The sequence below is a fragment of the Bradyrhizobium sp. USDA 4502 genome, assembly GCF_054063355.1.
On record NZ_JBSSGF010000001.1, the window covers coordinates 4,671,070 to 4,694,071 of the forward strand.

The window sequence follows — 23,002 nt, forward strand, 5'->3', positions numbered from 1 at the left end:
GAAAAAGGCGGCTGTTGCGACGCAGAGGTATCAGTGATTCAGTCTGTCTAATTGGCAGACTGAAGATCATGATGGGACATCGGCAAGTCGACCAGGCTGCGTTGTTCTATGAGTTCTCGCTCGAAAGGCATATCCCCGCCGACCACTTGCTCCGGTCGATCGACAGGTTTGTCAACCTTGAACGGGTCAGGCAGGAGCTGGCGCCTTTCTACAGCAGCATAGGCCGACCTTCGATCGATCCCGAGCTGATGATCCGGATTCTCTTGATCGGTTACTGCTTCGGGATCCGATCGGAGCGGCGGCTGTGCGATGAGGTCCACCTCAATCTGGCCTATCGGTGGTTCTGCCGGCTCGGTCTGGATGGGGCGGTGCCGGATCACTCGACATTCTCCAAGAACAGGCATGGCCGCTTCCGGGAGAGCGACCTCTTCCGTCGCGTGTTCGAGAGCGTCTTGTGCCGCTGCATCGAGGAGCGACTGGTCGGCGGTGAAGGAATTGCAGTTGATGCGAGTCTGATCAAGGCCGATGCCAATCGGCAGAAGAGCATCGAAGGCGACAAGGGACTTCCGCCCGAAGCCGCCGGCCGTGCAATCGATGAGTACCTGGCTGTCCTTGATGATGCCGCTTTCGGAGCAGCGACCGAGGTCACCCCGAAGTTCGTGTCGCCCTCCGGCCCGGCGGCGCGCTGGACGGGGGCACACGGCGGCCAAGCCTTCCCTTCGCCTACTCGACGAACTACCTGATCGATGTGGAGAACGCGATCATCATCGATGTCGAGGCGACTACGGCAATTCGACAGGCGGAGGTGTTGGCCGCCAAGCGCATGATTGAGCGCTCGCTCGAACGGTTCGATCTTTATCCGAGCCGCCTCCTCGGCGACAGCGGCTATGGCTCGGCCGAGATGCTCGGCTGGTTGGTTTACGAGCACGGCATCGAGCCACACGTCACTGTGTTCGACAAGTCGACCCGCACAGATGGGATCTTCTCGCGCGAGGACTTCGCCTATGATCAAGGCGCTCGTTCGCACCCACCGATGGTGCGGCATGCTCGAGTCGAACCTATTTGCTTCAGTCCGCGATTTGGCAAGCGCTGAAAAGATCAACCAATCCTACCTATGCCGGGTGCTCCGGCTGACGCTACTCTCGGCAACGCTCGCGGAAGCGATTCTCAACGATCAACAACCTATTGGGCTCGATCTCTCGAGTTTGCTTAAGTCACTCCCGGCTGAATGGGACCAGCAAGAGGCGCTCTATCTCGTCAAGAGGACGCCCGCCGACGAAGCGAAGATGCCGAGGTCCAAGCGAGATTGCCGCCGAACTGCCAGGCTCTGCGCCCGATCAACTAGGATGCGGCACGAGCCCGTTCGCGGGCTTCGCGGCACCGATCGCAACGTTCCCGCCGTCGTTTTGCCGCTCTGCTCGCGGACGCGGGGCTGCAGCCTGCGTGTCGACCTCTCCTAGCAATATCATTGAGATCGGCTGCTCGACGACCGGAGGTGCCTCCATGGATTGAGAGCACCTCGCGTCCTTTATCCGTAATCCGCCAGGCACCATTTTCGCGCTCGACGAGCCTTGCGAGAAGATACTCAGATTGGGGACACGGGCGGCCAGTCGCTTGGTGCGCTCGCCCCAGTCACTGCCGCTGGTCACCAAGATAGCCATGTCGCGCTTGAGGTCGACCAAAGCGGCGACTCCGCCAGGATAGCTCACCATTATCTTTAGTGCAGTGACTTCAAAATTTACCGCGGCCCCGCCCACGTCTTGAGGACGGCAGCCCAGCGTGGTTCCTCAATCGGAAGTTCAATATGTTAACGGGGCTGCCCTCCGAAACTGGAGGGCATCCGATTTCATGGCGGCCTCGTTGTGCGCGGCCTTGGCTAAGGAGCGGGTATTCCCCGGTAATAGTCGTCGACCGAGCGAGCCATCGCAGGATCCGACCAATTCCAGCTGCGCTCGTCGCTGTATTTCGGCGCGCTGCTCAGCCGGTCTTCAGTAATGCCCGTTGCGTAGCCGCCGAGGCCAGTGTCGAACTTCAATGATTGCCAAGGCAGCGGATAGTGGTCGTCGCCGATCCCGAGAAAGCCGCCGAATCCCAAAACAGCGTACGCGACTTTCCCGCTTACTTTGTCGATCATGACCCGTTCGATCGAACCGATACGCGATCGGTCGGAGCCGTACACCGCAGTCCCTTCGACCTTGTCACTCCCTATAAGACTTCTCGTTTCTCGTTCCTCGTATGCCATGTCATCCCTCCATTTGATTCCAGTTCAACTGCCCCTGCTATCGGCTGTTCCTAGCGATGAGCAGATGCTGACTGGAAATTTAGGCAATCGAAAATGGATGACGTTCGCGGTTACCATGCCGTCGCAGAAGGAACCGCCGCGACCGAAATTGGTTTTGCTCTCATGAGTGAGCTCCTGCCAGTCCTCGTAGAAAAGTCGATCCAAATCGCCTGGGACTTCCTCGAGCGCTCCGGCGAGATCATAGATCCTGGCGACGCGAGCCGCTTCCTTCTCAGAAACATCGATGACATGGTGCGGGCTGGTGAGCGTCGGCCGCTGATGCTCGCGAACAACGCCATTGACGCTTACCGGCGCTATAAGCGTCTGCTCGCGGCATGATCAATCCCAATTGTCCGATCTGCGGCGGCCTCGGCTGGGTTTGCGAAAACCATCCGCGCTTGGCCTGGACGACAGACCGGCATGGATGCCAGTGTGGCGCGGGTATGAGATGCGCGTGCAACGGCTCCGACGACATTAATCAGGGTGTGGAGGAGCCCAATGTGAGCGGGGTGTTCGAGGAGATCCCGCCCACCAAAAACTAGCGCCGCGCGGTCTTCTTGCGACGATTGTAGGGTGAGCGGTTGACCGGCCGCAGCGAGATGCCCTCTCGCTGCGCTTTGCTAGCGATCGAGCCTTTCGGTCTCTCCATCTTGAGGCTGATGACACCTGTCGGAGTGTTCGCCTTTGCCAGCGCTCGAAGCTGCTTGACTTCCTTATCGGTCCAGGGCTGACGCGAACGGCGCTTGTATTGGGGGTTAGCTTTTCGCGGGCCCTTTTTGCCGATGGGTGAACCCGGTCGTTTCCATGCTGCCTTTGCCATGTCGGCACCTCCTGATCGAATGAACACACGAATCAGGCCGCCAGTTCCTAGTTAGGAACGGAGCGGCCAAGCCGGAGTTGTTCGAGAATGGAAAGCCTTACGAAAAAAGATCAGTTCGAGCGCTCAAAGATCAATCTGCATGCGCCCGACCAAATGAAATGCTGGGCTCATGAGCTCGGTGTCTCAAAGGAAGAGCTTCGCAAGGTCGTCGATAAAGTCGGGAATTCTGCCGCGGCCGTCCGCAAGGAGCTGGAGGCGAACCGTGACGAAAGAACAGGAACTTAGCGCTGAGTGCGCACAGGAAGCGCGAAGACAGGCCGCCCTTCTGCCGCCCGGTCCGGTCAGAGACGCGCTGCTGGAGAAGGCTCACCAGTACGAATTGGCCTCAAAGACTGATTTGCATCACAATCCTAAAGAACCGCCCTTGGGATCCCGCTGAAGACGGCACCCTGCAAAAGCTCATCGCGGAAGGCCTTTACGCTGTCGACATTGCCGTTGAGATGAACCGCAGCGAAGCTGCGGTGCGGCTCAGAGCTGAGATTCTTGGTCTAACGTTCGCCACCGCGCCGCGGGGCCCGAGGCCAAGATAACGCGGGTCGCCCCGGCCGAACGCTGGGACGACCCGCACGCCGGCTACTTGGACCTGGTCGAGCCACCCGATTTCATTCCGGTGCTGGACCCTGTCGTCTGACCAGGAGCATATCCCGATGCGCCGGGGCTGCCAGACTTCGAGCCCTTTGCCTGCATTTCCTGTCCGGGCGCATAGCCTGAGGCGCCGGGGCTACCCTTCTTGGAGCCCCTGTCCTGCATCTCATGACCGGGAGATTTGCTCGAAACGCCTTGCGCGAACACGGCGCTGCTCGAAGCCATAAGGCAGGCTGCAGAAAGTGCGATAATCGTGCGCTTCATTTTGTCCTCCAGAGTGAGCCCCGGCAACCAACCGCGCGATCCGAACGACGTTCCTTGAATACGGCTCATCAGATTTCATCGACCTAGAGGGTTCTAAGCAGCGCCGAAGCGCGGCATCGATGAACCGTAGGTGAATGCACCGTTCAGCGAGCATTGCAATGCACGACTGATAGTCTGCTGGGTTATCGCTCAAAAAGGGAGGACTATCTTAAGATGAAACGGCTCTTGGCAATCGCAGTTATTGGTTGTGCGTTTTCGCTTACGTCCATGCTGTCGGCATCGGCCATGCCGATCGCAACGCCACATGCAATGGGTAGCACCGCGGGTGAAGTCATTCAGGTCAGAGGCGGCCATGGACACGGACATGGACACGGGTGGGGCCATCACGGCGGTCGCGGGCATCACTACGGTTGGGGCCGCGGCCATCATTATGGCTGGTACCGGGGCCATCACTACGGTTGGCGCCATCATCACCGCCACTGGTGGTGACTGCTTAAATCAAAGAGAGAGAGGTCGCAGCAATCTGCGGCCTCTTTCATGTCTACGACTTCGTTACGACCGCCGGCCACCCGAGGCCGTATGCAAATTGAATTGCCCGGTGGCGCAGGACTCCATCGGTCCGGATTCGCCCATCGGGAATTTCGGGAATTATGGAATACGAGTCAGTCCCCGTATGCCTATGCGCACAACAGGCACCGCTTACCAACGAACAGTCCACAGTCTAGCCGAGTTGCATAGGGGCGCCCTTCCCTCCGTTGAGTAGCCGCTTGAGGTGAAAGCCAGCAAGGGGGTCATCGGCATGCACTCCGACCAGCGCGGCGAAGGCCGGCATGGCCGAAGTGTCTTCGGCTTCGAGCTTAGCGAAGGCCTGGAGGTATTGTGCGGTCGCCGGCGCCTCGAATTCCGCCGGGGCAAGCGGTTCATAGGCGCGCAACGGTTCGCTGCGCCCGCGCAGCAGGAGGTCGCCGACCGGCCGTCCCTTAAAGTCTGCCGTTGCATCCGCAACCGCGCCGCTAACGCAGACCCGCGTTCCCAGCGTCTTGTTCGCGGTCTCGAGCCGCGCAGCGGTATTGATGGTGTCGCCATAGGCGGTGTAGTCGAAGAAGCGGCTGCCGCCGAAATTGCCAACCAGGGCGGGGCCAGCGTGCACGCCGATTCGTGTGGCGCCGAAATTGACACCCTTTTCCTTCCAGCGTCCGCGGAACGCCTCCGCCCATCGCTCGATCGCCTGTGCGCAGGCTATCGCGCGGTTGGCGTAGTCGGCCTGCTCGCCGGGCGCGTTGAACAGCACCTGGATTGCATCGCCGATCACCTTGGCCACCGTGCCCTCGGCAGCGAAGACAACGTCAGTCAGGCCGCCGACATACTCGTTAAGCAACTCGGCCAGCACTTGGGGCGCGGCGGTCTCGACCAGCGAGGTGAAACCCGTGATGTCGGTGAAGATGACGGCGACATCGCGCCAGTGCACCTGCATGTCGTTATCGTCGCTGCCCGTGGCAAGGCGTTTGGCAAGCTCCGGCGAGAAATATCGGGACAGCGAGGCGTGGGCGCGCTCGGCTTCGACCTGGCGGCGGCGCGCCTCGCGCAGCATGTCGATGTGGCGGATCGTTTTCTGAATCGTCGTTTCCAGGTCGGTAAAATCGATCGGCTTGGTCAGGAAATCAAACGCGCCGCGGTTCATCGCCGTTCGGATGTTGCTCATGTCGCCGTAGGCGGAAACGATAATGGTCGACCTCTTTTCCTCGGCCTCCTGCAGCTTCGCCAACAGCGACAGGCCGTCCATCCGCGGCATGTTGATGTCGGAGACGACCAAGTCGACGTCGGGATGCGCCTCGATCGACTGCAGGGCTTCGAGGCCGTCACGGGCGAAGACGAAGCTAACCTGTCCGTCGCGAATCTGCCGGCGGAATTTTTGCAGGACGAGAACCTCCAGATCCGGCTCGTCGTCGACTACGAGGATGGTAGCGCTCATGCGACCTGTCCGAGCCTGGCGTCGATCTCCTGGCGAAGCTGCCCGAAGTCGATCGGCTTGGTCAACAGGCCCTCGGCGCCGCGCTCCAGTGCTATCTTGCGGGTTTCCGCGTCGCCATAGGCGGTAATCATGATCACAGGGACGTCGGGCCGGCTGGCTCGCACCTCCGGCAGCATCTCCAGCCCGCTCATTCCGGGCATGTTGGGTCCGACAGGATCAGGATCAGCGAGGGGTCCCGGATGTCGGCGGCGCGCTGCAGCGCGGCCGGCGCGGAAGCGGCAAACTCCAACAGAAAGCGGCCGGCGCGCAGCTCGCGCCGAAAATACTGTCGATACAATGCTTCCACGTCGGGCTCGTCGTCGACGACGAGAATGTAAACGCTCAACTCGTGCCTCCGGTATTGCCTTGTACTGCCACCATCCGCGGCAGGGTGATAATGAACTCGGTAAATGCTCCCGGCTCAGTCTCGACGGTTATCCTGCCGCCGTGCTGTTTCACGACGATGTCGTGGCTCATGGAAAGGCCCAGCCCGGTGCCTTCGCCCGCGGGCTTGGTCGTAAAGAAGGGATTGAAGATCTTCGCTCTGACTTCCTCCGGAATCCCGACGCCATTGTCGCGGATCCTAATCTCTACTTCGTTTGCCAGAGCTCTCGTGGTCGCGCTCAATGTCGGCTCAAAGGCATGGTCGGCAGCCTCCTTGCGCTTGTGGGCCGCATAAAAGCCATTGGAGATCAGGTTGAGGAACACCCGCGTGATCTCCTGCGGATAGAGCTCCGCCATCCCGGCGTTCGGGTCGAGGTCGCGTTTGAGCGTGACGTTAAAACTGGATTTCTCCGCGCGCGCACCGTGATAGGCCAAGTTGAGGCTTTCCTCGACAATTGCATTGATGTCGGTCGGACGACGTTCGCCCGTCCCCTCGCGCGAATGCAGCAACATGTTCTTGACGATGGAATCGGCGCGTTTGCCGTGTTGGACGACCTTATCGAGGTTGCCCTTCAGCATCTGTGCAAGCTCGTCTACGTCGGTGCGGATCCTGTCATCTAGCTCCGCATTTCCGAGCAGCTCGTTGAGTTCGCCGATCAATTCGGCGGATAGCGCAGAGAAATTGTTGACAAAATTGAGTGGGTTCTTGATCTCGTGCGCGATGCCGGCCGTGAGCTGGCCGAGGGAGGCGAGCTTCTCGGTCTGCACCAGGCGGTCTTGGGCGGCGCGCAATTCATCGAGGGATTTGGCTAGTTCGCGGGTGCGAGCTTGAACCTCCTCGAACAAGCGGACGTTGCCGAGCGCGATCACCGCCTGATCGGCAAAGGTCTGCAGGAGCGTGACCTGCTTGTCGCTGAAGGGCTGTACCTCGGCACGGCGAAGTACGATCGCACCAATGCTCTCACCTTCGCTTAGCATCGGCACGGCAAGAATGGTACGGCAACCATCCCGTCGTGACATTGCCTGCGCAATAGGAAAGTTGCCGCCCTCTTCGGAGAGGACGTCGTGCAAGTGTATCGGCACCCGCTCGGCAATTGCGAGCCCCGACACGGAGGTGCGGTCGTCGATCCATGTCTGAGTGCCCATTCCGATCGGCCCGTGATGCGCACGAACGACCAGATCGCCTCCCTCCTTCAGGACCAGCACCGAATCATAGGCCTCGCAGAGCTCACAGGCGCTCTCGACGATGGTGCGCAACACCGGCTCAACGTCGGTCGGCGAGGAGGCGATCACCTTGAGGATGTTGGCACTTCCGGTCTGATAGGTCAGGGCCTCGGAGAGGTCGCGCGTCTTCGATTGCACTTCTTCGAACAAGCGGACGTTTTCGATGGCAATGACGGCCTGGTCGGCGAAGGTCGAGACGAGTTCGATCTGCTTATCGGTAAAGGGCTCAACCACCTTGCGGGCCAAAAACAGGACACCGATGGGCTCTCCCGAGCGGAGAAGTGGAACGCCGAGCAGAGCGCGATATCCGGCTGCTTGCTGCATGTCCGGATAGGAGTAATCGGGATCGGCGAGGACGTCGGCGATCTGGACCGCCTTGCGCGCCAGAAGCACCCTTCCGACCAAGCTGCCGCGTCCCGGATGGAGACGAACGGCGTCGGCGATCTTCACCCAATCGATCGAGAATTTGTAGTTGGTTACGTGGTGGTAGCCGCCGGTTTCATCCTGCCGGGTCATCGCCGCCATGTCGGCGTTACACAGCTGTGCGGCCGATTCGGTCAAGGTATCGAGTACGGTTTGCAGATCGAATGCCGAGCGGCTGATGACCTTAAGCACGTCGGCGGTCGCGGTCTGAGGCACTACGTGAGCGCACACCCGAGGAAATCACGATTGCCTCGCTCGCGCTTGGGGGAAGTTTCACTCCGGAGATGTGGCATGGGAGATGTGGCATGCATTGGAGCTGCTTCAAAAGGAGCGAAGTAGCCGCGATAAAAAGGCCGCCTCCTGAGCCGGTCATCGCGATTTGATCTATATCAAGGCCGCCCAGTCGACCAGGTTCAGCCATACTAACATGGCGAAAGAGCGCTTCGCCGGACCAACGATGTCGCCTTTTGACCCTGGCTGTGTGAAAACGCTGGGCTGCTGTTATGATTCTCCTGTGATTCTTTGGGGGAATCGATGAGGCGCTTCGTTGAAGAGGCGGATCGTGGACAGCGGTCGCTGTTGCCCGAATGCCTCGATGACTTCATTGACGAGAGCAACCCTGTTCGCGTGATCGACGTATTTGTCGATGCGCTCGGTTTGGCTGAGATGGGCTTTGAGGGTGTGGAGCCGGCGGCCACCGGTCGGCCGTCGTACCATCCCTCGGTGCTCCTGAAGCTTTACATTTACGGTTATCTGAACCGGGTACAGTCGAGCCGGCGGCTGGAACGAGAGGCCGGGCGCAACGTCGAGGTGATGTGGCTGCTGGGTCGGCTCGCTCCCGATCACAAGACGATTGCGGACTTCCGCAAGGACAACGGCCTGGCGCTGCGCAGGGTATGTGCGCGCTTCGTCGAACTCTGCCGAGAGATGGGTCTGCTGGCGACGGCGAGCGTCGCCATCGATGGCAGCAAGTTCAAGGCCGTGAACAACCGGGACAGGAACTTCACGCGCGCGAAGATGGAGCGACGGCGTGCTCAGTTGGAGGAGAGCGTCGCGCGCTATCTGAGCCAACTTGACACGGCCGACCGCCAGGAGCCGACCGAGGCCCTGGCCACGAAGGTGACGAGGCTTACCGAGAAGCTGACGAAACTGAAGGAGGAAATGGGCAAGCTTGCCGTCTACGAGAAGCAGATGCTTGCGTCACCCGACCAGCAAATCTCCCTGACCGACCCCGACAGCCGCTCGATGGCGACGAGCGGGCGCGGCTCTGGTGTTGTCGGCTACAACGTACAGGTCGCCGTAGACACCGAACACCATCTGATTGTGACGCACGAGGTGACGAACAGCGGCTCGGATCGGGCACAACTTGCCAATATGGCCAAGCGGGCGAAGGCTGTTCTGAAGACTGAGACGCTCGAAGCTGTAGCCGATCGCGGCTACTTCAACAGCCCAGAGATCCTTGCGTGCCACGAAGCGGGCATCACGGTAACTCTGCCCAAACCGCTAACGTCCGGCGCTAAGGCAGACGGACGCTTCGGTAAACAGGACTTTGCCTATTTGCCAGAGGAGGACGTCTATCGCTGCCCGGCCGGGGAGCGGCTATCATATCGCTATACGAATGAAGAAGACAGCAAGGTGCTGCGGCGCTACTGGACCACGGCCTGTCAAAGCTGTTCGCTCAAGACCCAATGCACGCCTGGGTCAGAACGGCGGATTACGCCATGGGAGCATGAGCATCTGCTCGAGGCTGTGCAGCAGCGCCTTGATGCAAGCCCGCACGCCATGCGTCAGCGCCGCGAAACTGTCGAGCATCCGTTCGGCACCATGAAGGCCCGCATGGGAGCGACACACTTCCTCACCAAAACGCTTCCGAAAGTGGCGGCCGAAATGGCGCTCTCCGTCCTGGCCTACAATCTGACACGGGTCATGAACATCGTCGGGATCAAGCCGCTGATGGCTGCGATCGCGGCATGACACCAATCCAGTCCCGACTGCCTCGGGACTGGCGTTTTTACACGACCAAGACCCACTGCGAAAGCTTCGCTCAAGCTCACGTATGACGATCCTGCAGCAGAGGCGGATTTTCAACGAGACCGCCAAACGCGAACATCGAAGTTCATAGCAAACGCAATTGCATTCAGCGCGTTCCTGTGGGGTTCGTTCGGAATAGAGCAGATGAATTTGCGGTTTAAGACGTCGAGCAATGGCTGAGACGTTCGCCGTCGCTTCCACGCTGGACGCACGACTTTCCCCGTCGCCGGCTGGTTTGCTCTGGCTACTTCTGTCCCGCGCGGCGGACCAGCACGTTTTCGAGGAAGAGATACTCGATGCCGGTGCTAAGGAAGGTGTCGATGGCTTCGCGCGGGGTGTTGACGATCGGCTGCCCCTTCACGTTGAAGCTCGTGTTCAGCACCATTTCGCGGCCCGTCGCCCGGCCGACGGCCTGCAACAGCGTGTGGAACTCTGGATTGTCCCCGGCGTCGACCGTCTGCACGCGGGCCGAGCCGTTGACGTGGGTGATCGCCGGCAGCGCGGCGCGATGCTCGGGGCGCACGTCGGCGGTCATGATCATGTAGGGAAGCTTGAGACCTTTCGGCACCTCGAACCAGTTCTCGACCTGCTCGAGGGTAACCGCCGGCGCAAACGGGCGGAAGGCTTCGCGCATCTTGACCATAGCGTTGATGCGATCCCGCATCTCCGGATGACCAGGATCGGCCAGGATGCTGCGGTGTCCCAAGGCACGGGGGCCGAATTCCATGCGTCCGCGGTACCAGCCGAGCACGCGCCCGGCCGCGATGAGCCTGGCCGCCACCGCACAGGTCTCGTCCAGATCCGGAAAGCGCGTGATCTCGATGCGGCCGGCGGTGTCGGCGAGCGCCCTGTCGATCTCGCTCTGCGAGTGTGCGGGGCCGAGGAAGGGGACCGGCATCCGGACGTTCTCCACGCCGCGGTCGCGCGACGCCGACCAGAGCGCGGCACCGAGCGCGGAGCCGTCGTCGCCGGCGGCCGGTTGAACGTAGATCTCGTCGAACAGGCCGGACTGCAGCAGGCGGCCGTTGGCGGTGCAGTTGAGCGCGACGCCGCCCGCCATCGCGAGCCTGCGCAGGCCGGTGCTGCGGCCGAAATGGCCACAGATGTGGAGCATGACTCTGTCGAGGCATTCCTGCAGCGCCGCGGCGACGTCGCGGTGGTCGTCGGTGACGTCGCCGTCGGGCGCGCGGGCCGGGATCAGGTGCTCGTCGAGATGTCGTCGCGTCGCACCGTAGGTTTCGCGATCGTGGCGCTCGGTATTGAGGCGAAGCAGAGGAATCCTGATCAGCCCGTCGTCGCGCAGCTCCACGGTGCGCTCGAAGAAAGGACGGTGGCGGGCGGGGTCGCCGTAGGGCGCGAGGCCCATGATCTTGTATTCGTCGGAGTTGAAATCGAAGCCGAGATGCAGCGTCAGGGTGGAATAGAGGATGCCGATCGAATCCTGGGCGGTGATCTCTGCGAGCTTGTCGATCTCGCTGTCGTGCGCGTGATAGACGCTGACGGCGTGGACCTCACCCATGCCGTCGAGGACCACCACCAGGCAATCGTCCCATCCGGAGGTGTAGTAGGCGCTGGCGGCGTGGGACAGATGGTGATTGACGTGGTGGACCTTGCTGGCGGGAAATCCGGGCAGGTGCTCGTCTACTTGCGACAGCAGTTTTTCGCGCGAGAAGACCTCCCTGTATTGTCGGGCGGAGGTCGGATCGAGCATGAAGGCGGCTTTGTAAGGGGAATAGTCGAAGCCGTGAGAGATCGCGTCGATGTCGGCCGGCTTCAGGCCAGCGGTCTCCAGGCAGTAGCTGATAGCGCCGATCGGGAAGTCGCCGGTATGTTTCTTGCGGCTGAAGCGCTCTTCGGCGGCACCGGCGACGATCCTGCCGTCGACCACCAGCACCGCAGCCGAATCGTGGCCTTGCGAGATCCGATATTCGCGTTCCTCCAGCCCCGGCCAGTGCTTCTTCTTGAAGGGGATCGAGCTCTCGAATCCACTGATGCCGATTACTTTCGCCATATTCAACAACCCCTCGACGGATCACGCGCAAGCGAAATTCGAGCAGGTTCCGCGACATCGTTGCAGAGAAACCGGAGAATTCAAGGTCCACAAAAGTGCAGTGCCGTAGCCCCCGGAATAGTCGGCCGCGCATCCGTTCCCATCGCTCGACGGAGTACCACCTTTGCGTCGGGGGACCTCGCGAGCATCTGCTACAATATGACGCACAGTACTCCACCAACCCACAGCGTTCCTGCGCCTTTTTGGATGGAGGTGGCTGATGGATGCGCTTTCCGATATCCGCTTTGAAGTCTTTAGCACGTGCCCGCAATCCGGCACGGTCCCGGCGGCTGACTATGTCGAACGGGTGCAGGCCATAGCCCGCTGGAGCGAAGAGGCAGGCTGCAAGGGGATCCTAGTCTACACGGAGAATTCCCTGGTCGATCCCTGGCTCGTCTCGCAGGTCATCTTGCAGGGCACCAAGCAGCTCTGTCCGCTGGTGGCGGTGCAGCCCGTCTACATGCATCCGTACAGCATCGCGAAGATGGTGAGTTCGCTGGCGCATATGTACGGACGCCGGCTCTATCTGAACATGGTCGCGGGCGGCTACACGACCGAGCTGACGGCGCTCGGCGACGCGACGGCGCACGACAAGCGGTACGCTAGGCTCGTCGAGTACACCGGCATCATCAAGCTGCTGCTGGAGAACGCCGAGCCGGTGACCCTCGAAGGGGAATTCAATGTCGTCCGGAATCTCAGGATGACGCCGCCGCTGCCGCCGGAGCTGCTGCCCGGCGTGTTCGTGTCGGGCTCCTCGGAAGCGGGGCTCGCGGCCGCCAAAGCGCTGGGCGCGACGCCGGTGAGATATCCCAAGCCGTCCGCAGAGTACGGACCGGCGGACGCCGCCGACTGCACGGGTTCGGGCGTGCGCGTCGGCATCATCGCCCGCCCGAGCGCCGACGAGGCCTGGCGGGTCGCGCACGAGCGCTTCCCCACGGACAAGAAGGGACAACTGGCGCACAAGCTGGCCATGAAGGTTTCGGATTCGGCGTGGCACAAGCAGATGTCCGATCTTGCGGCCGAGACGGCCGCTCAGGATACGCCTTATTGGCTCGTCCCGTTCGAAAACTACAAGACCTTCTGCCCGTATCTCGTCGGCAACTACAGTGTCGTCTCCGACGAACTCGCGCGCTACGCCGCGGCCGGCTACGGAACGTTCATCCTGGACATCCCGCCCACACGCGAGGAACTAGTCCACACGGGCGAGGTCTTCGGATTGGCGCTGACGAAAGCCCGGCGTCGGAAAGCGTCCGTTCTTCGCGATTCGGCGCGTCAGGGGTTGGCAGGCTAAACGAGGATCGCTCGATGGAGTTGCGCACGGACCGATCACGGCGAGGGCTGTGGACAGGCTTCCTGCGCTCGGCAGAGCTGTTTCCCGACCGTCCTGCCGTCGTTGCGCAGGGCGCATCGCTGTCGTATCGGCAGCTTCGCGAGGTTGCCGTCCGCATCGCGGCTTGCATCCAGGCCCATCGCGAGGTGTCATGGACGCCCCTGACTGCCGTGTTCGCGCATCGCAGCGCAACAGCGTTCGCCGGCGTGCTCGGATCGCTTCTTGCGGGGAACGGCTACGTGCCGCTGAACCGCACGTTCCCGGTCGAGCGGACCAAATCGATGTTCGTCCGTTCGGAGTGCCGCTCAATCATCGTCGACGCAGAATCCTTGCCGCAGATGGACGCGCTCATGGAGGGCGTGGACGAACGGCTGCTCGTGATCGCGCTCGGTCTCAAGGATCCGCACCCCTATCGCGAACGATGGCCACGGCACGTCGTCGTCGGGGCGGCCGATCTCGAAGAATACACCGACTGGCGCGAGCCGGAGGCGTGCGAGGACGCGATCGCCTATCTACTGTTCACATCCGGCAGCACCGGAACCCCGAAGGGGGTGATGGTTGCGCACCGCAACGTCGTCGCCTATGTCGATCATGTCGCGGTGCGCTTCACCATCACGGAGCTGGATGTTGTCTCGCAAACGTTTGACATGACGTTCGACCTGTCGGCCTCCGACATGTTCGTGGCGTGGGAACGCGGCGCGTGCGTCTGCTGTCCCTCGCAGAAGACCCTGATCAATCCGGGGCGATTCATCCGCGAGCAGGGGCTGACGGTCTGGTTCTCGGTGCCCTCGATGGTCGCCCTAATGAAGCAGTCCGGCCTCCTGAAGCCGGGAGGGTTTCCCTCGCTCAGGCTGAGCTTGTTCTGCGGTGAGCCGCTTCCCGTCAGTTCCGTCGAGGCTTGGACGATGGCCGCGCCGAACAGTGTCGTGGAAAACGTCTATGGACCCACGGAGTTGACCATCGCATGCACCGGCTATCGATGTGATCCAAACCGCGCGCTAGCCGAATCGGAGATGGGAATTGTGCCGATCGGCGCTCCGTTCCCGGGAATGGACGTGCTCGTCGTTGACGAGCGTCTGAACGAGGTCGAGCCGGGCGCGGATGGCGAACTGCTGATGCGCGGTCCGCAGATGTCACTCGGCTACTGGAAAGATCCCGAGAAGACCGCTGCGGCCTTCGTTGTCCCGCCTGGACGGGAAGACGTATTCTACCGTACCGGTGACCGTGTGCGCCGGCCCGCTGGCGACGGTCCCCTGACCCATCTCGGCCGCATGGATTCCCAGGTGAAGATCCTCGGGCACAGGGTCGAACTCGGCGAGGTCGAGGCGGTGGTGCGCGAGGCCTCAGGCGTCGACGGCGTCGTGGCGATCGGCTGGCCCATCACGTCGAGCGGCTATGTCGGCATCGAAGTGCTCATCGAAGGAGGGGCGGTCGATCTCGACCGGCTGCGCGAGGCGGTCGCCGCCCGCCTGCCCGACTACATGGTCCCCAGACGATGGCACGTCCGCAGTCGGTTGCCCCGCAACGCCAACGGCAAATACGACCGCAAGTCCATGCCGGCGCTTTTGGGGGACGGTCAATGAACCTTCCGACCCCGGACGACGTCCGCTCGTTCTTAGGAGCCTTCCTCAACCGCAAGCTGGAGGACCGCGGACTGCGTCCGCTGCGCGATCTTCCCGACGACTACGACCTGCTGCTGTCGGGGGCCCTCGATTCCCTAGCCTTCGTCGAGATGATGATGGCGGCGGGCGAGCACTTCGACAGGGAAATCGATTTCGAGAATCTCGACCCCGAACGGATGACGCTGATCGGCCCCTTATGCTTGTTCGTGTCGGAGCAATTGACACAGCCTCGGTAGCGACAAGGGGCGATCGGGTCATCGCCACCATGATATCCCGGTGACTGGGCTCGCACATTGGACGGGCGCCGGGATGGGAAGTGAATTCGGGTTAGGGAGAGGTTGATGGTGCAGACCGGTACGCGGGCGCAAATTCTGACGCGCTCCAAGTATCATGCCGCCGACATCCTGCTCCGGCTCCTAAAAAGCCGACGGCGTCCCGCGTCCCGTCAAACCGTATCGGCGCCGCTGACCGGAAGCGCGTTGGCGCCGGCCAAGCAGCGAGAGGTCCGGTTCGCGGATTTCGAAAGCGTCGCGAAGCTGAAAGAACGCGGGGGACTTGCGAAAGACAGCCTGGAGAACTGGCAGCGGCTCTGGCAGCAGAATCCCGCATTGGTCGCCGCAAAATCGCAGCCCAGCATGGGATGGGTGCTGGAGACCGAGCAGGGGATTGTCGGGTACCAGGGAAACATTCCGGTCCTCTACCAGCTCGAAAGCCGAACGATAATCGCCGCGACAGCCGCTGGCCTGGTGATCGACCCCTCGTACCGCACTCGCTGCATCGGCCTGCTGGCTTCGTTCTTCCGGCAGCGAGATGTCGATCTCTTTGTGATCACGCACTCGACCGCATCCGTGGTCAATCAATCAAAAGCCCTTCATGCGAGGTCGTTGCCTGACCCCGACTATGACAAGATTTTGTTCTGGATCCTGGATGTTCATCAGTTCGCGCGGGCGCTTGCAGCGAAGTTCGGCCGCGGGAGCGGAATGGAGGCGGTCGGGACTTTCCTTGCCTCGTCGGTACTGCGGCTGGATTCGCTCCGTCGCGGACCGCGGGGCCGTCTGATGAGCAAAATAACGGAAATCGATGTGAAGAACATCGGGGACGAATTCGAAGCACTGTGGCGGCGCAAATTGCGCGAGGCCCCTCGGTTGCTGGCGGACCGAAGCCCCGCCTCTCTCAGGTGGCACTTCACGCTCCCAGGGAGCTCTTCGACGGTTGCCGTGCTCTGCTGCCATCGATTCCAGCGCTTGGCGGGGTATGCTGTCGTCCTTCATGCGGTCGACCGCAAGACCGGCTTGCGACGGTCGATGCTTGCCGACATTCTGGTGGAGCAGGACGACCCGGACGTGACCGAGGCGCTACTTGATGCGGCGTATTCGAACGCGGTCGCTTCGGGCGGTCATCTCTTCGAGGTGGTCGGCGTGGCCGGACATATCAGGCGGATCATGATGAGATGGAAACCCTACGTCAGGAGCTACCCGACCGATCCGCTCGTCTACAAGACGACGGACGAGGCCCTGGCCCGCGCCCTCGCGGACGAGAACGCCTGGTACGCCGGCCCATTCGACGGCGACGCAACGCTACTGCCGTGACGACTCCTTTCAACCCGCGCGGCGGAACGAGGCGAGCGGCGTGCTGATGCCCAAGGCCGACGTGCATTCAGATCGCTTCTATGTCGCCTTTTCAGGGTAAAGCGAACGCGGCCTTTATGATCACCTTAATGAAGATTATGCGAATCGTTCGCAACTGGACCGCCCCGAACGATTGTCGCCGGCCGGCGCGGGATCGCCACGGGTGGCGGCTACCTGATTGCATGCCGCGCATCCCACTGGCGCCCGGCGCCGTTCAGCCGCCCACCAGGCCAGGTGCGAACACGTCGGCCGATCTCGCCCGCGCAATCTGGCGGCAGGCCCAGCCGCTCGCCGCAACGCCGGCCGAAGCCTATCTCGAGGCCCGCGGGCTCGCGGCCGCGCAGCTGCCGCCGACGCTGGGCTATCTACCGCCGCGCCCCCGCGCAAAGCCGAGCTGGTGGCGCCGGATGATCGGCACCGCGCTCGGCGCCGCGATCCGCTGCGGTCCCGCCGCCGCGACGATGCGCGTGGCCGAAGGTCTGGAAAGTGGGCTGTCGGCTCGCGCCCTGTTCGCCGTGCCGGACTGGGCCGCTGCCAGCGCCGAACGCCTGCCCGCTGTCGCCCTGCCGCCGATCGTCCGATCCGTCCTATACTTCGGTGATGCCGATCGGGCCGGTGCTCGGGCCCTCGAAAAACTCCGCGCCGCTCGTGCTGATCATATCCGCCTTCAATCGAAAGAACGTCCTGCCAAGTGCCCGTCGACACCCGGCCGGGCTTCTCCCGTGCGTGGCTGCAGCCCAGCTGCCGCCCAATCCGCTTCAGACCCGACCCGCACGCCCTCAGGCGCATCAAGCAGTAGCGGATCAGGCCTCGAACACGCGCGTGAGCAGCCAATAGCCGCCGAACAGGCTGATCACTGCAGACACCGCATAGACCAGGCTCGCCGCTCGCGCCGGGTGGGTGCGGTCGGCAGCGAACAGACGATCGACCAAGCCAAGCAGCGGCAGCACGATCGCGACGATCATGACCTGACCGATCTCGACGCCGATGTTGAAGGCGGCGAGCGCCGGTACCACCGCATTGGGCGGCAGGCCGACCTCCTGGAGCGCGCCGGCGAAGCCAAAGCCGTGGATCAGGCCGAACAGGAAGGTGACGCGCCAGCGCCTCTCGATGTCGCGCGAGAAGAAGTTCTCCACCGCCACGATCACGATCGAGGCGGCGATCGCGGGCTCAACGATCCGGCTGGGAATGACGAGGATACCGAGTGCCGCCAGCGACAACGTGATGGAATGAGCGATGGTGAAGGCGGTGACGATCTTGATGACGGGAATGAGTCGGCGCGCCCACAGAACGACTGCGACGAGGAAGGCAATGTGATCGTAACCGAGAAAGATGTGCTCGATGCCGGTGAGAAGATAGCGCCGCATCGTCGACCACAGCGGCGGCGTCGGCGCCGACAGGGTGATGGTCGTGTTGCCCGCGTCCAGCAGCGCCTGCGCCTCGGTCCCGCGCTGCGCAACCAACACCACCTGGCGCGCGCTGGGATCCTTTTCGGTGAGCACCGTGGAGCGGTAGACGATCTCGCCGGCGACATTGGCGCAGTTGAAATTGTTGCGATAGATGACGCCGTCGCCGTCCGCCAGGATCGCGGCTGTCCCGGCCGAACATACCGTTCCGTCGGCGCCGGTCACGGAGAGATGCGATCTCACATAGGCCAGGATCGACGCAGTAGCCGCCTCGACCGCAGCCGGATCGACGGCGTCCTCCTTGACGTCATAGATCTTGGTGCCGACGAGCCGGTCAACATCGCTGCCCTTGAGCGTCACCTCGATGCTGACGGAACGCTCGGCCATTAGCGCTAGTCGCGCCGTCGAGAGATTGACCTGATGCGCCCGTGCCGGTTCATAGAAGCCGAGAAGGATCACGCCGAGCGACAGTAGAGGCTGCCACCTCATGATCCCGCTCCGACCGCGCGCAACAGCTCCGTCAACCGGCGCATCTCGAACTCGGCCACGGTCACCACCGCACCGTCGGGGGCAAGCCGTGCGTAGCGCTCGAGACTGTCGGCGGGGGCGCCGAATTCGAGCTTTGCCAGCGGCGCAGCTGCATCGCGCGCGAAGGCCAGCACGATCAGACTAGGCAGATTGAGCCCATAGCGCGCGAGTTGCGACGGATCAGCCTGCCCGACGCGGGTCTCGATGGCGGCCGTATCGAATGCGCGCAGCGCTGCGTCGATGATCCACGCCTGCTCAGGATCGGCGACATGCACAACGGTGCCGGAAGCGTGATTGTGCTGGCCGAGGTGACGAAACCAATTGCCGCCGGGATCGCGCTCGAAGCGGGTGAGCTTGCCCGCGGAGACGATTTCGAGCGCCCACACCTGCGCCATGGACACCGGCAGCACCAGGCTTTTGCCGCGGCTTGGCGCATCTGCACCGCCTGAGCCGCGCAGGCGGCGCGTCATATCGTACGCGACGTGCCACTCCTCCCCGACATGGCGCGGCATCAAGTATATTGCGGGGCGGCCGGCCACGCGAACGTAATAGGACGTGCTCGCCGGATTGAGTGCTCCGACATTCACAGACGTCATCGAACCATCGGCGGCCTCGATCACTGCAACGGTTGCCGGGGGATCCAGGCCGAACGTCGCGAAGCTTGCCGGGCTGAGCTCGGCTGCGGGGATTTCGCGCGCGGGCTCGCTGACGGTGACGAGCCGCAGCGCGGTTTCGAGATGTCTGCCGAGCCCGGCGGGCACGGTGGCGTCCTGCCCCTCGATCATCCATGCGCCGGCCTTGCGCAGGAGGACGACGCCATCGCCGCCCGAACGGATCTCCACTCTGCACACATCGGCCGGCGCGATGGTGACGAGGCCCTTTGGCACAAATGCGACCTTGCTGCGCAGCTCCGGCCAGTGCCCGCTGAGGACCAGCAGCGTCAGAAGCGTCACCGGAACTGCGGTGACGAGCGTCATCAGCCATCGCGACGCGTCAGCGCCGGCAAGCTGCGCCCTCACCGTCGCCTCCACCACATTGCAACGCCGAACAATCCCGTGCTGAGCGGCAGCAGCACTTCCAGCACGATGAAAGTGTCGCGCATCTGGCTGCTGGTCAGCACGATCTCCGGAAGCTTGAAGCTCTGCGGAGCCACGCTCGGCGTGGCATCGTCCTCGGCGAGCCAGCGCAGCGTGGCGAGCGCCAGCTCGCCATTGGAGACGTAGGGGAAATATTCGTTGCTCGCGATCTTGCTGGTGCCGGCCACGACCATGCGGAACCGCTTGTCCGGCGCACCGCCCGGCCAGACGCCTTCGAGGGCGACCGCGAGCGGCCGGGCGCCGCGGGCGTCCGTCGCCGCGGCGACAGTCCTGGGCGAGCGCAGATAGCTGTCCTGACTGCTCGCCGCGACCACAATCGAACTGACACCGGATGGCGGTTGCGCCGCCACGATCGGTCGTGCCTGCGGAAACACGGTCAGCGCCAGGCGGCGGGTGATCGGATGCGGTGGATAGTAGGGCACCGCAACCTTGTCGGCATCGGTGCGAAAATGATTGAGCGGATCGATCACGACGGCAGCCTCGCTCGATAGGCCGACGGGCTTGAGCAGCATTTGCTCGAAATCACCGTCGATCTGGGACAACGGATCAAGCAACAGCAGAAGCCTGCCGCCGCCCTTTGCGTAATTCGCGAGCAGCATCGCCTCGTTCGCGGCGACCCCAGTGCGCGGACCGACATCCGCGACGACCGAGCAGTCCGGCGGAATGCCGGAGGCGGTCGCCGTGACGATCTCGCGCATCTGGAAGCCGATCTGGTCGAGGGCAAGCTGGAGCCGGTCGAGCTGCTCGGGCGCCGCCTCCAGCACGTCGCCCGCGCCGAGCGTCTCGTGCCCCTTCAAGGTCTCGACATGGCTGAAATGGAAATGCGAGGGCAGCGGCCGGAACGTCTCCCCATGACCTGTGACGAAGCAGACCGTCTCCACCCGCTTGCGCAGCACGCGCAGCGCTGCATAGCCGAGGCGCGCGGGGTCGGTCAGATTCTCGACCAGGACCTTGCGGTCGTCGGCCTGGAGCACTGCCGTGTTGTAGGCGCGCACCCCGAGATCGCGGGCAAGGCCCGGCTCCTTGTCGAGATCGATGGCACGGAACACGAGCAGCGGATGATTTCGTGCGGCGGTCTGGACCAGCTCCTTGACATTGACCGCATTGGCATCGCTGGCGTTGTAGAAATAGGTCAGCGCCAGCGGCGTGCGCAATTGCGCGATCACGTCGGTGAGCTGCTGAGGCGGCGTGTTGCGTCCCTCGCGGCTGACGTCGAGATGCACGTCGTGCCGATAGAGTGCGATGTTCGCCCCGGTCACGACGGCGATCGCGGCGGCAACAATCGACGCGTTTGCAAACCAGGCCGACCTGAGCGCCCCCGTGCCGCGCAGGGGAAGCCGAACCGCAAGCATGAAGAGCGCGAGCAGCACGAGAATGCAGGCGCAGAACAGCAGGCTGTTCGCGGTCGTCTCACCAAGACCCGCAAAGCCAAGCGCAACGCAGACAAGGGCGCCGGCGACGACGGCAAGAAGGACAATGTTTGATCTGAGGAGGCCGGGCATTTCGTCCCCTCTCACCGCCGCGCCAGCGCGCGGACCGTCAACAACAGCATCAACAGCGTGACGCTGAGGAAGAAGCCCACGTCGGACAGGTAAATGGAGCCGACAGCAAAGGGACGGAAATGCACCGACAGAGATAGGTTTACCACCAGCGTGTCGAACGGGCTCGGCAGCAACCAGCCGAAATTGTCGATGATCCAGAGCAGGAGAAACACGCTGAGCGAGATTAGTGCCGCGATCACCTGATTGGCCGTGAGCGCAGAGGCGAGCAAACCGGTCCCGACCAGTGCCGCGCCGAACAGCAACAGCCCCAGATAACCGCTGTAGATCGGGCCGAAATCGGGGTCGCCGAACCAGGCGAGCGCAGCCGCATAGGCGCCGGAGAGCAGCAGCATGACCACGACCAGGCTCATCGCGGCGAGGAATTTCGCAAGCACGATGGCGACCTCGGAGACCGGCGAGGTCAGCAGCACCTCGAGCGTCCTGAGCTTCCGCTCCTCCGCGAACAAACGCATCGTGATCAGCGGCGCGGTTAACATGAACAGCACGAACGTCTGGAAGAAGACGTGCACCATGCTGGGCTGGTGGCTGAGGAACAGCGTCAGCGTGAAACTGTAGCCCATGATCAGCAGGAACACGGTCATGAGCACGTAGGCGATCGGCGAGGAGAACAGCGCCGTCGCTTCCTTGCCCAAGAGCACGCCAAAGCTTCTCATGCAGCCGCCTCCGGCCGCCGCGTGAGGTCGAGAAACACCCGCTCGAGGTCGGGCCGCAGTTCGGTCAGCTCCCGCACCGAAATCTCAGCTGCGACCAGCGTGGATATGAGGTCCGCCGCAAGCGCAGGTCGGCGCTCTGCGGTCACCAGGAAACGTCCGACAACTTCGGGATCGGCAACGACCCCGCGCACGCCGGCGACCGCGCCGGCGACGCCGCGAATGACGTCGGCTGATGCATCTGCTGACAAGCCTAGCCTGAGGTCCGGCGCGGCATCCCTGAGCGCATCGGAAGTCAGCAGCGTCCCGTCGAGCAGGATCATCACGCGCGAGGCGATCTTTTCGATCTCGGGCAGGATGTGCGACGCCATCAGCACGGTGTGCTGGCTGGCCAGTGACTGAATCAGGTCGCGCACGGTAATCACCTGATGCGGATCGAGGCCGCTGGTCGGCTCATCCAGCACTAGAACCCGAGGATCGCCCAGCAGCGCCTGTGCGATCGAGACACGCTGACGGAAGCCGCGCGACAGCTTGCCGGCCGTGAGATTCATGACGCGGCCAAGGTCGAGGCGCGTGGCGGCCTCATCAACCGCCGCCCTCGCCTTCGCACCGTGGACGCCCTTGATGCCGGCCATGAAATGCAGAAATTCGCGGACGCGCATGTGATCGTAGAGGGGAGCGTCTTCCGGCACGTAGCTGATGGCTTGACGCACGCTGAGGGCGTTTTCGACGACGTCATGGCCGGCGACCGTAATCCGTCCGCTCGTCGGCACGAGATATCCCGTAAGCATGCGGAAGATCGTGCTCTTGCCGGAACCGTTAGGTCCGAGCAGGCCAACGATCTCGCCCGGCTCGATCGCGAAGGAGACGTCGGCGACGGCACGCCTCGGCCCGTACCACTTCGTGACGCGCTCGACCAGAACGACCGGAGAGACAGCCGGAAGCATGGCTTTCTGGACACCCATCTGCCGAGTGCTCCTTTGGGAGCACCGAATACAATCCCGGGCGCGACGGCCCGGGATGACTAGTCAAAGGACGATGCGGGC

The 23,002-nt window shown here is 62.8% G+C and carries 17 protein-coding genes and 4 pseudogenes; 9 read left to right on the forward strand and 12 right to left on the reverse strand.

All coding sequences use genetic code 11. The features are described 5' to 3' along the window. Window positions 1-68: 68 nt before the first annotated feature. A pseudogene (locus ACVW1B_RS21735) lies at window positions 69-1,009 on the forward strand (transposase); the annotation flags it as partial. Between the two features lie 332 nt (window positions 1,010-1,341). Here the strand turns inward: ACVW1B_RS21735 and ACVW1B_RS21740 are convergent. After that, a pseudogene (locus ACVW1B_RS21740) lies at window positions 1,342-1,712 on the reverse strand (hypothetical protein). A gap of 164 nt (window positions 1,713-1,876) precedes the next feature. Further along, window positions 1,877-2,242, reverse strand: coding sequence for a PRC-barrel domain-containing protein (locus ACVW1B_RS21745; RefSeq protein WP_456822232.1), 366 nt, complete (start codon window positions 2,240-2,242; stop codon window positions 1,877-1,879). 93 nt (window positions 2,243-2,335) lie between these two features. Here ACVW1B_RS21745 and ACVW1B_RS21750 point away from each other — a divergent pair, with 93 nt between their 5' ends. Further along, window positions 2,336-2,620 carry a hypothetical protein gene (locus ACVW1B_RS21750; protein WP_456822233.1) on the forward strand — a complete coding sequence of 95 codons (285 nt, stop codon included), beginning with the start codon at window positions 2,336-2,338 and terminating at the stop codon, window positions 2,618-2,620. A gap of 199 nt (window positions 2,621-2,819) precedes the next feature. Here the strand turns inward: ACVW1B_RS21750 and ACVW1B_RS21755 are convergent, their stop codons facing one another. Next, complete coding sequence (locus ACVW1B_RS21755; protein WP_456822234.1) at window positions 2,820-3,101, reverse strand: hypothetical protein; 282 nt, start codon at window positions 3,099-3,101, stop codon at window positions 2,820-2,822. Between the two features lie 87 nt (window positions 3,102-3,188). On the opposite strand from ACVW1B_RS21755, the gene ACVW1B_RS21760 reads away from it, so the two are divergent. Then, window positions 3,189-3,386 carry a DUF3606 domain-containing protein gene (locus ACVW1B_RS21760; protein ID WP_212059888.1) on the forward strand — a complete coding sequence of 66 codons (198 nt, stop codon included), beginning with the start codon at window positions 3,189-3,191 and terminating at the stop codon, window positions 3,384-3,386. Window positions 3,387-4,731: 1,345 nt separating this feature from the next. On the opposite strand, the gene ACVW1B_RS21765 is transcribed toward ACVW1B_RS21760, so the two are convergent. The 3 genes and pseudogenes from ACVW1B_RS21765 to ACVW1B_RS21775 all read right to left on the reverse strand — a co-directional run bounded on the left by ACVW1B_RS21765 (window position 4,732) and on the right by ACVW1B_RS21775 (window position 8,244). Next, the gene (locus tag ACVW1B_RS21765) at window positions 4,732-5,982 is read right to left on the reverse strand and encodes an adenylate/guanylate cyclase domain-containing protein (RefSeq protein ID WP_456822235.1); all 1,251 of its coding nucleotides are present in this window, start codon (window positions 5,980-5,982) and stop codon (window positions 4,732-4,734) included. Continuing rightward, window positions 5,979-6,367: pseudogene (locus ACVW1B_RS21770) on the reverse strand (response regulator). The gene ACVW1B_RS21765 and the pseudogene ACVW1B_RS21770 overlap by 4 nt, the downstream one beginning before the upstream one ends. Next, window positions 6,364-8,244 (reverse strand): GAF domain-containing protein, encoded by a 1,881-nt coding sequence (locus ACVW1B_RS21775; RefSeq protein ID WP_456822236.1) that lies wholly within the window; start codon window positions 8,242-8,244, stop codon window positions 6,364-6,366. Before ACVW1B_RS21775 ends, ACVW1B_RS21770 begins: the two are co-directional and overlap by 4 nt. Window positions 8,245-8,586: 342 nt before the next feature. On the opposite strand from ACVW1B_RS21775, the gene ACVW1B_RS21780 reads away from it, so the two are divergent. Beyond that, window positions 8,587-10,026, forward strand: a complete 1,440-nt coding sequence (locus tag ACVW1B_RS21780; RefSeq protein WP_456823057.1) for an IS1182 family transposase — start codon at window positions 8,587-8,589, stop codon at window positions 10,024-10,026. A 301-nt stretch (window positions 10,027-10,327) separates the two neighbouring features. Here ACVW1B_RS21780 and ACVW1B_RS21785 read toward each other — a convergent pair whose 3' ends face one another. Next, on the reverse strand, window positions 10,328-12,094 hold the full coding sequence (locus ACVW1B_RS21785; protein WP_456822237.1) for a carbamoyltransferase family protein: 1,767 nt from the start codon (window positions 12,092-12,094) through the stop codon (window positions 10,328-10,330). Between the two features lie 259 nt (window positions 12,095-12,353). On the opposite strand from ACVW1B_RS21785, the gene ACVW1B_RS21790 reads away from it, so the two are divergent. From ACVW1B_RS21790 to ACVW1B_RS21810, 5 genes and pseudogenes are all read left to right on the forward strand, one after another. Continuing rightward, window positions 12,354-13,424, forward strand: coding sequence for an LLM class flavin-dependent oxidoreductase (locus ACVW1B_RS21790; protein WP_456822238.1), 1,071 nt, complete (start codon window positions 12,354-12,356; stop codon window positions 13,422-13,424). A gap of 14 nt (window positions 13,425-13,438) precedes the next feature. Next, window positions 13,439-15,046: an amino acid adenylation domain-containing protein gene (locus tag ACVW1B_RS21795; protein ID WP_456822239.1), complete on the forward strand. Its 1,608-nt coding sequence runs from the start codon at window positions 13,439-13,441 to the stop codon at window positions 15,044-15,046. Beyond that, on the forward strand, window positions 15,043-15,321 hold the full coding sequence (locus ACVW1B_RS21800) for a hypothetical protein (RefSeq protein WP_456822240.1): 279 nt from the start codon (window positions 15,043-15,045) through the stop codon (window positions 15,319-15,321). The genes ACVW1B_RS21795 and ACVW1B_RS21800 overlap by 4 nt, the downstream gene beginning before the upstream one ends. 105 nt (window positions 15,322-15,426) lie before the next feature. Then, window positions 15,427-16,674, forward strand: coding sequence for a hypothetical protein (locus ACVW1B_RS21805; RefSeq protein ID WP_456822241.1), 1,248 nt, complete (start codon window positions 15,427-15,429; stop codon window positions 16,672-16,674). A 221-nt stretch (window positions 16,675-16,895) separates the two neighbouring features. Beyond that, window positions 16,896-17,348: pseudogene (locus ACVW1B_RS21810) on the forward strand (DUF7146 domain-containing protein); the annotation flags it as partial. Window positions 17,349-17,516: 168 nt separating this feature from the next. On the opposite strand, the gene ACVW1B_RS21815 reads toward ACVW1B_RS21810, so the two are convergent. The 5 genes from ACVW1B_RS21815 to ACVW1B_RS21835 are packed head-to-tail and all read right to left on the reverse strand — an operon-like array spanning window position 17,517 to window position 22,921. Beyond that, the gene (locus tag ACVW1B_RS21815) at window positions 17,517-18,608 is read right to left on the reverse strand and encodes a HupE/UreJ family protein (protein WP_456822242.1); all 1,092 of its coding nucleotides are present in this window, start codon (window positions 18,606-18,608) and stop codon (window positions 17,517-17,519) included. Next, window positions 18,605-19,624 (reverse strand): DUF4340 domain-containing protein, encoded by a 1,020-nt coding sequence (locus ACVW1B_RS21820; protein WP_456822243.1) that lies wholly within the window; start codon window positions 19,622-19,624, stop codon window positions 18,605-18,607. The genes ACVW1B_RS21815 and ACVW1B_RS21820 overlap by 4 nt, the downstream gene beginning before the upstream one ends. Before the next feature lie 38 nt (window positions 19,625-19,662). Beyond that, window positions 19,663-21,246 (reverse strand): Gldg family protein, encoded by a 1,584-nt coding sequence (locus tag ACVW1B_RS21825; protein WP_456822244.1) that lies wholly within the window; start codon window positions 21,244-21,246, stop codon window positions 19,663-19,665. 11 nt (window positions 21,247-21,257) lie between these two features. Continuing rightward, window positions 21,258-21,959 (reverse strand): ABC transporter permease, encoded by a 702-nt coding sequence (locus ACVW1B_RS21830; protein ID WP_092090395.1) that lies wholly within the window; start codon window positions 21,957-21,959, stop codon window positions 21,258-21,260. Continuing rightward, window positions 21,956-22,921, reverse strand: a complete 966-nt coding sequence (locus ACVW1B_RS21835; protein ID WP_092090394.1) for an ABC transporter ATP-binding protein — start codon at window positions 22,919-22,921, stop codon at window positions 21,956-21,958. Before ACVW1B_RS21835 ends, ACVW1B_RS21830 begins: the two co-directional genes overlap by 4 nt. Window positions 22,922-23,002: the final 81 nt, after the last annotated feature.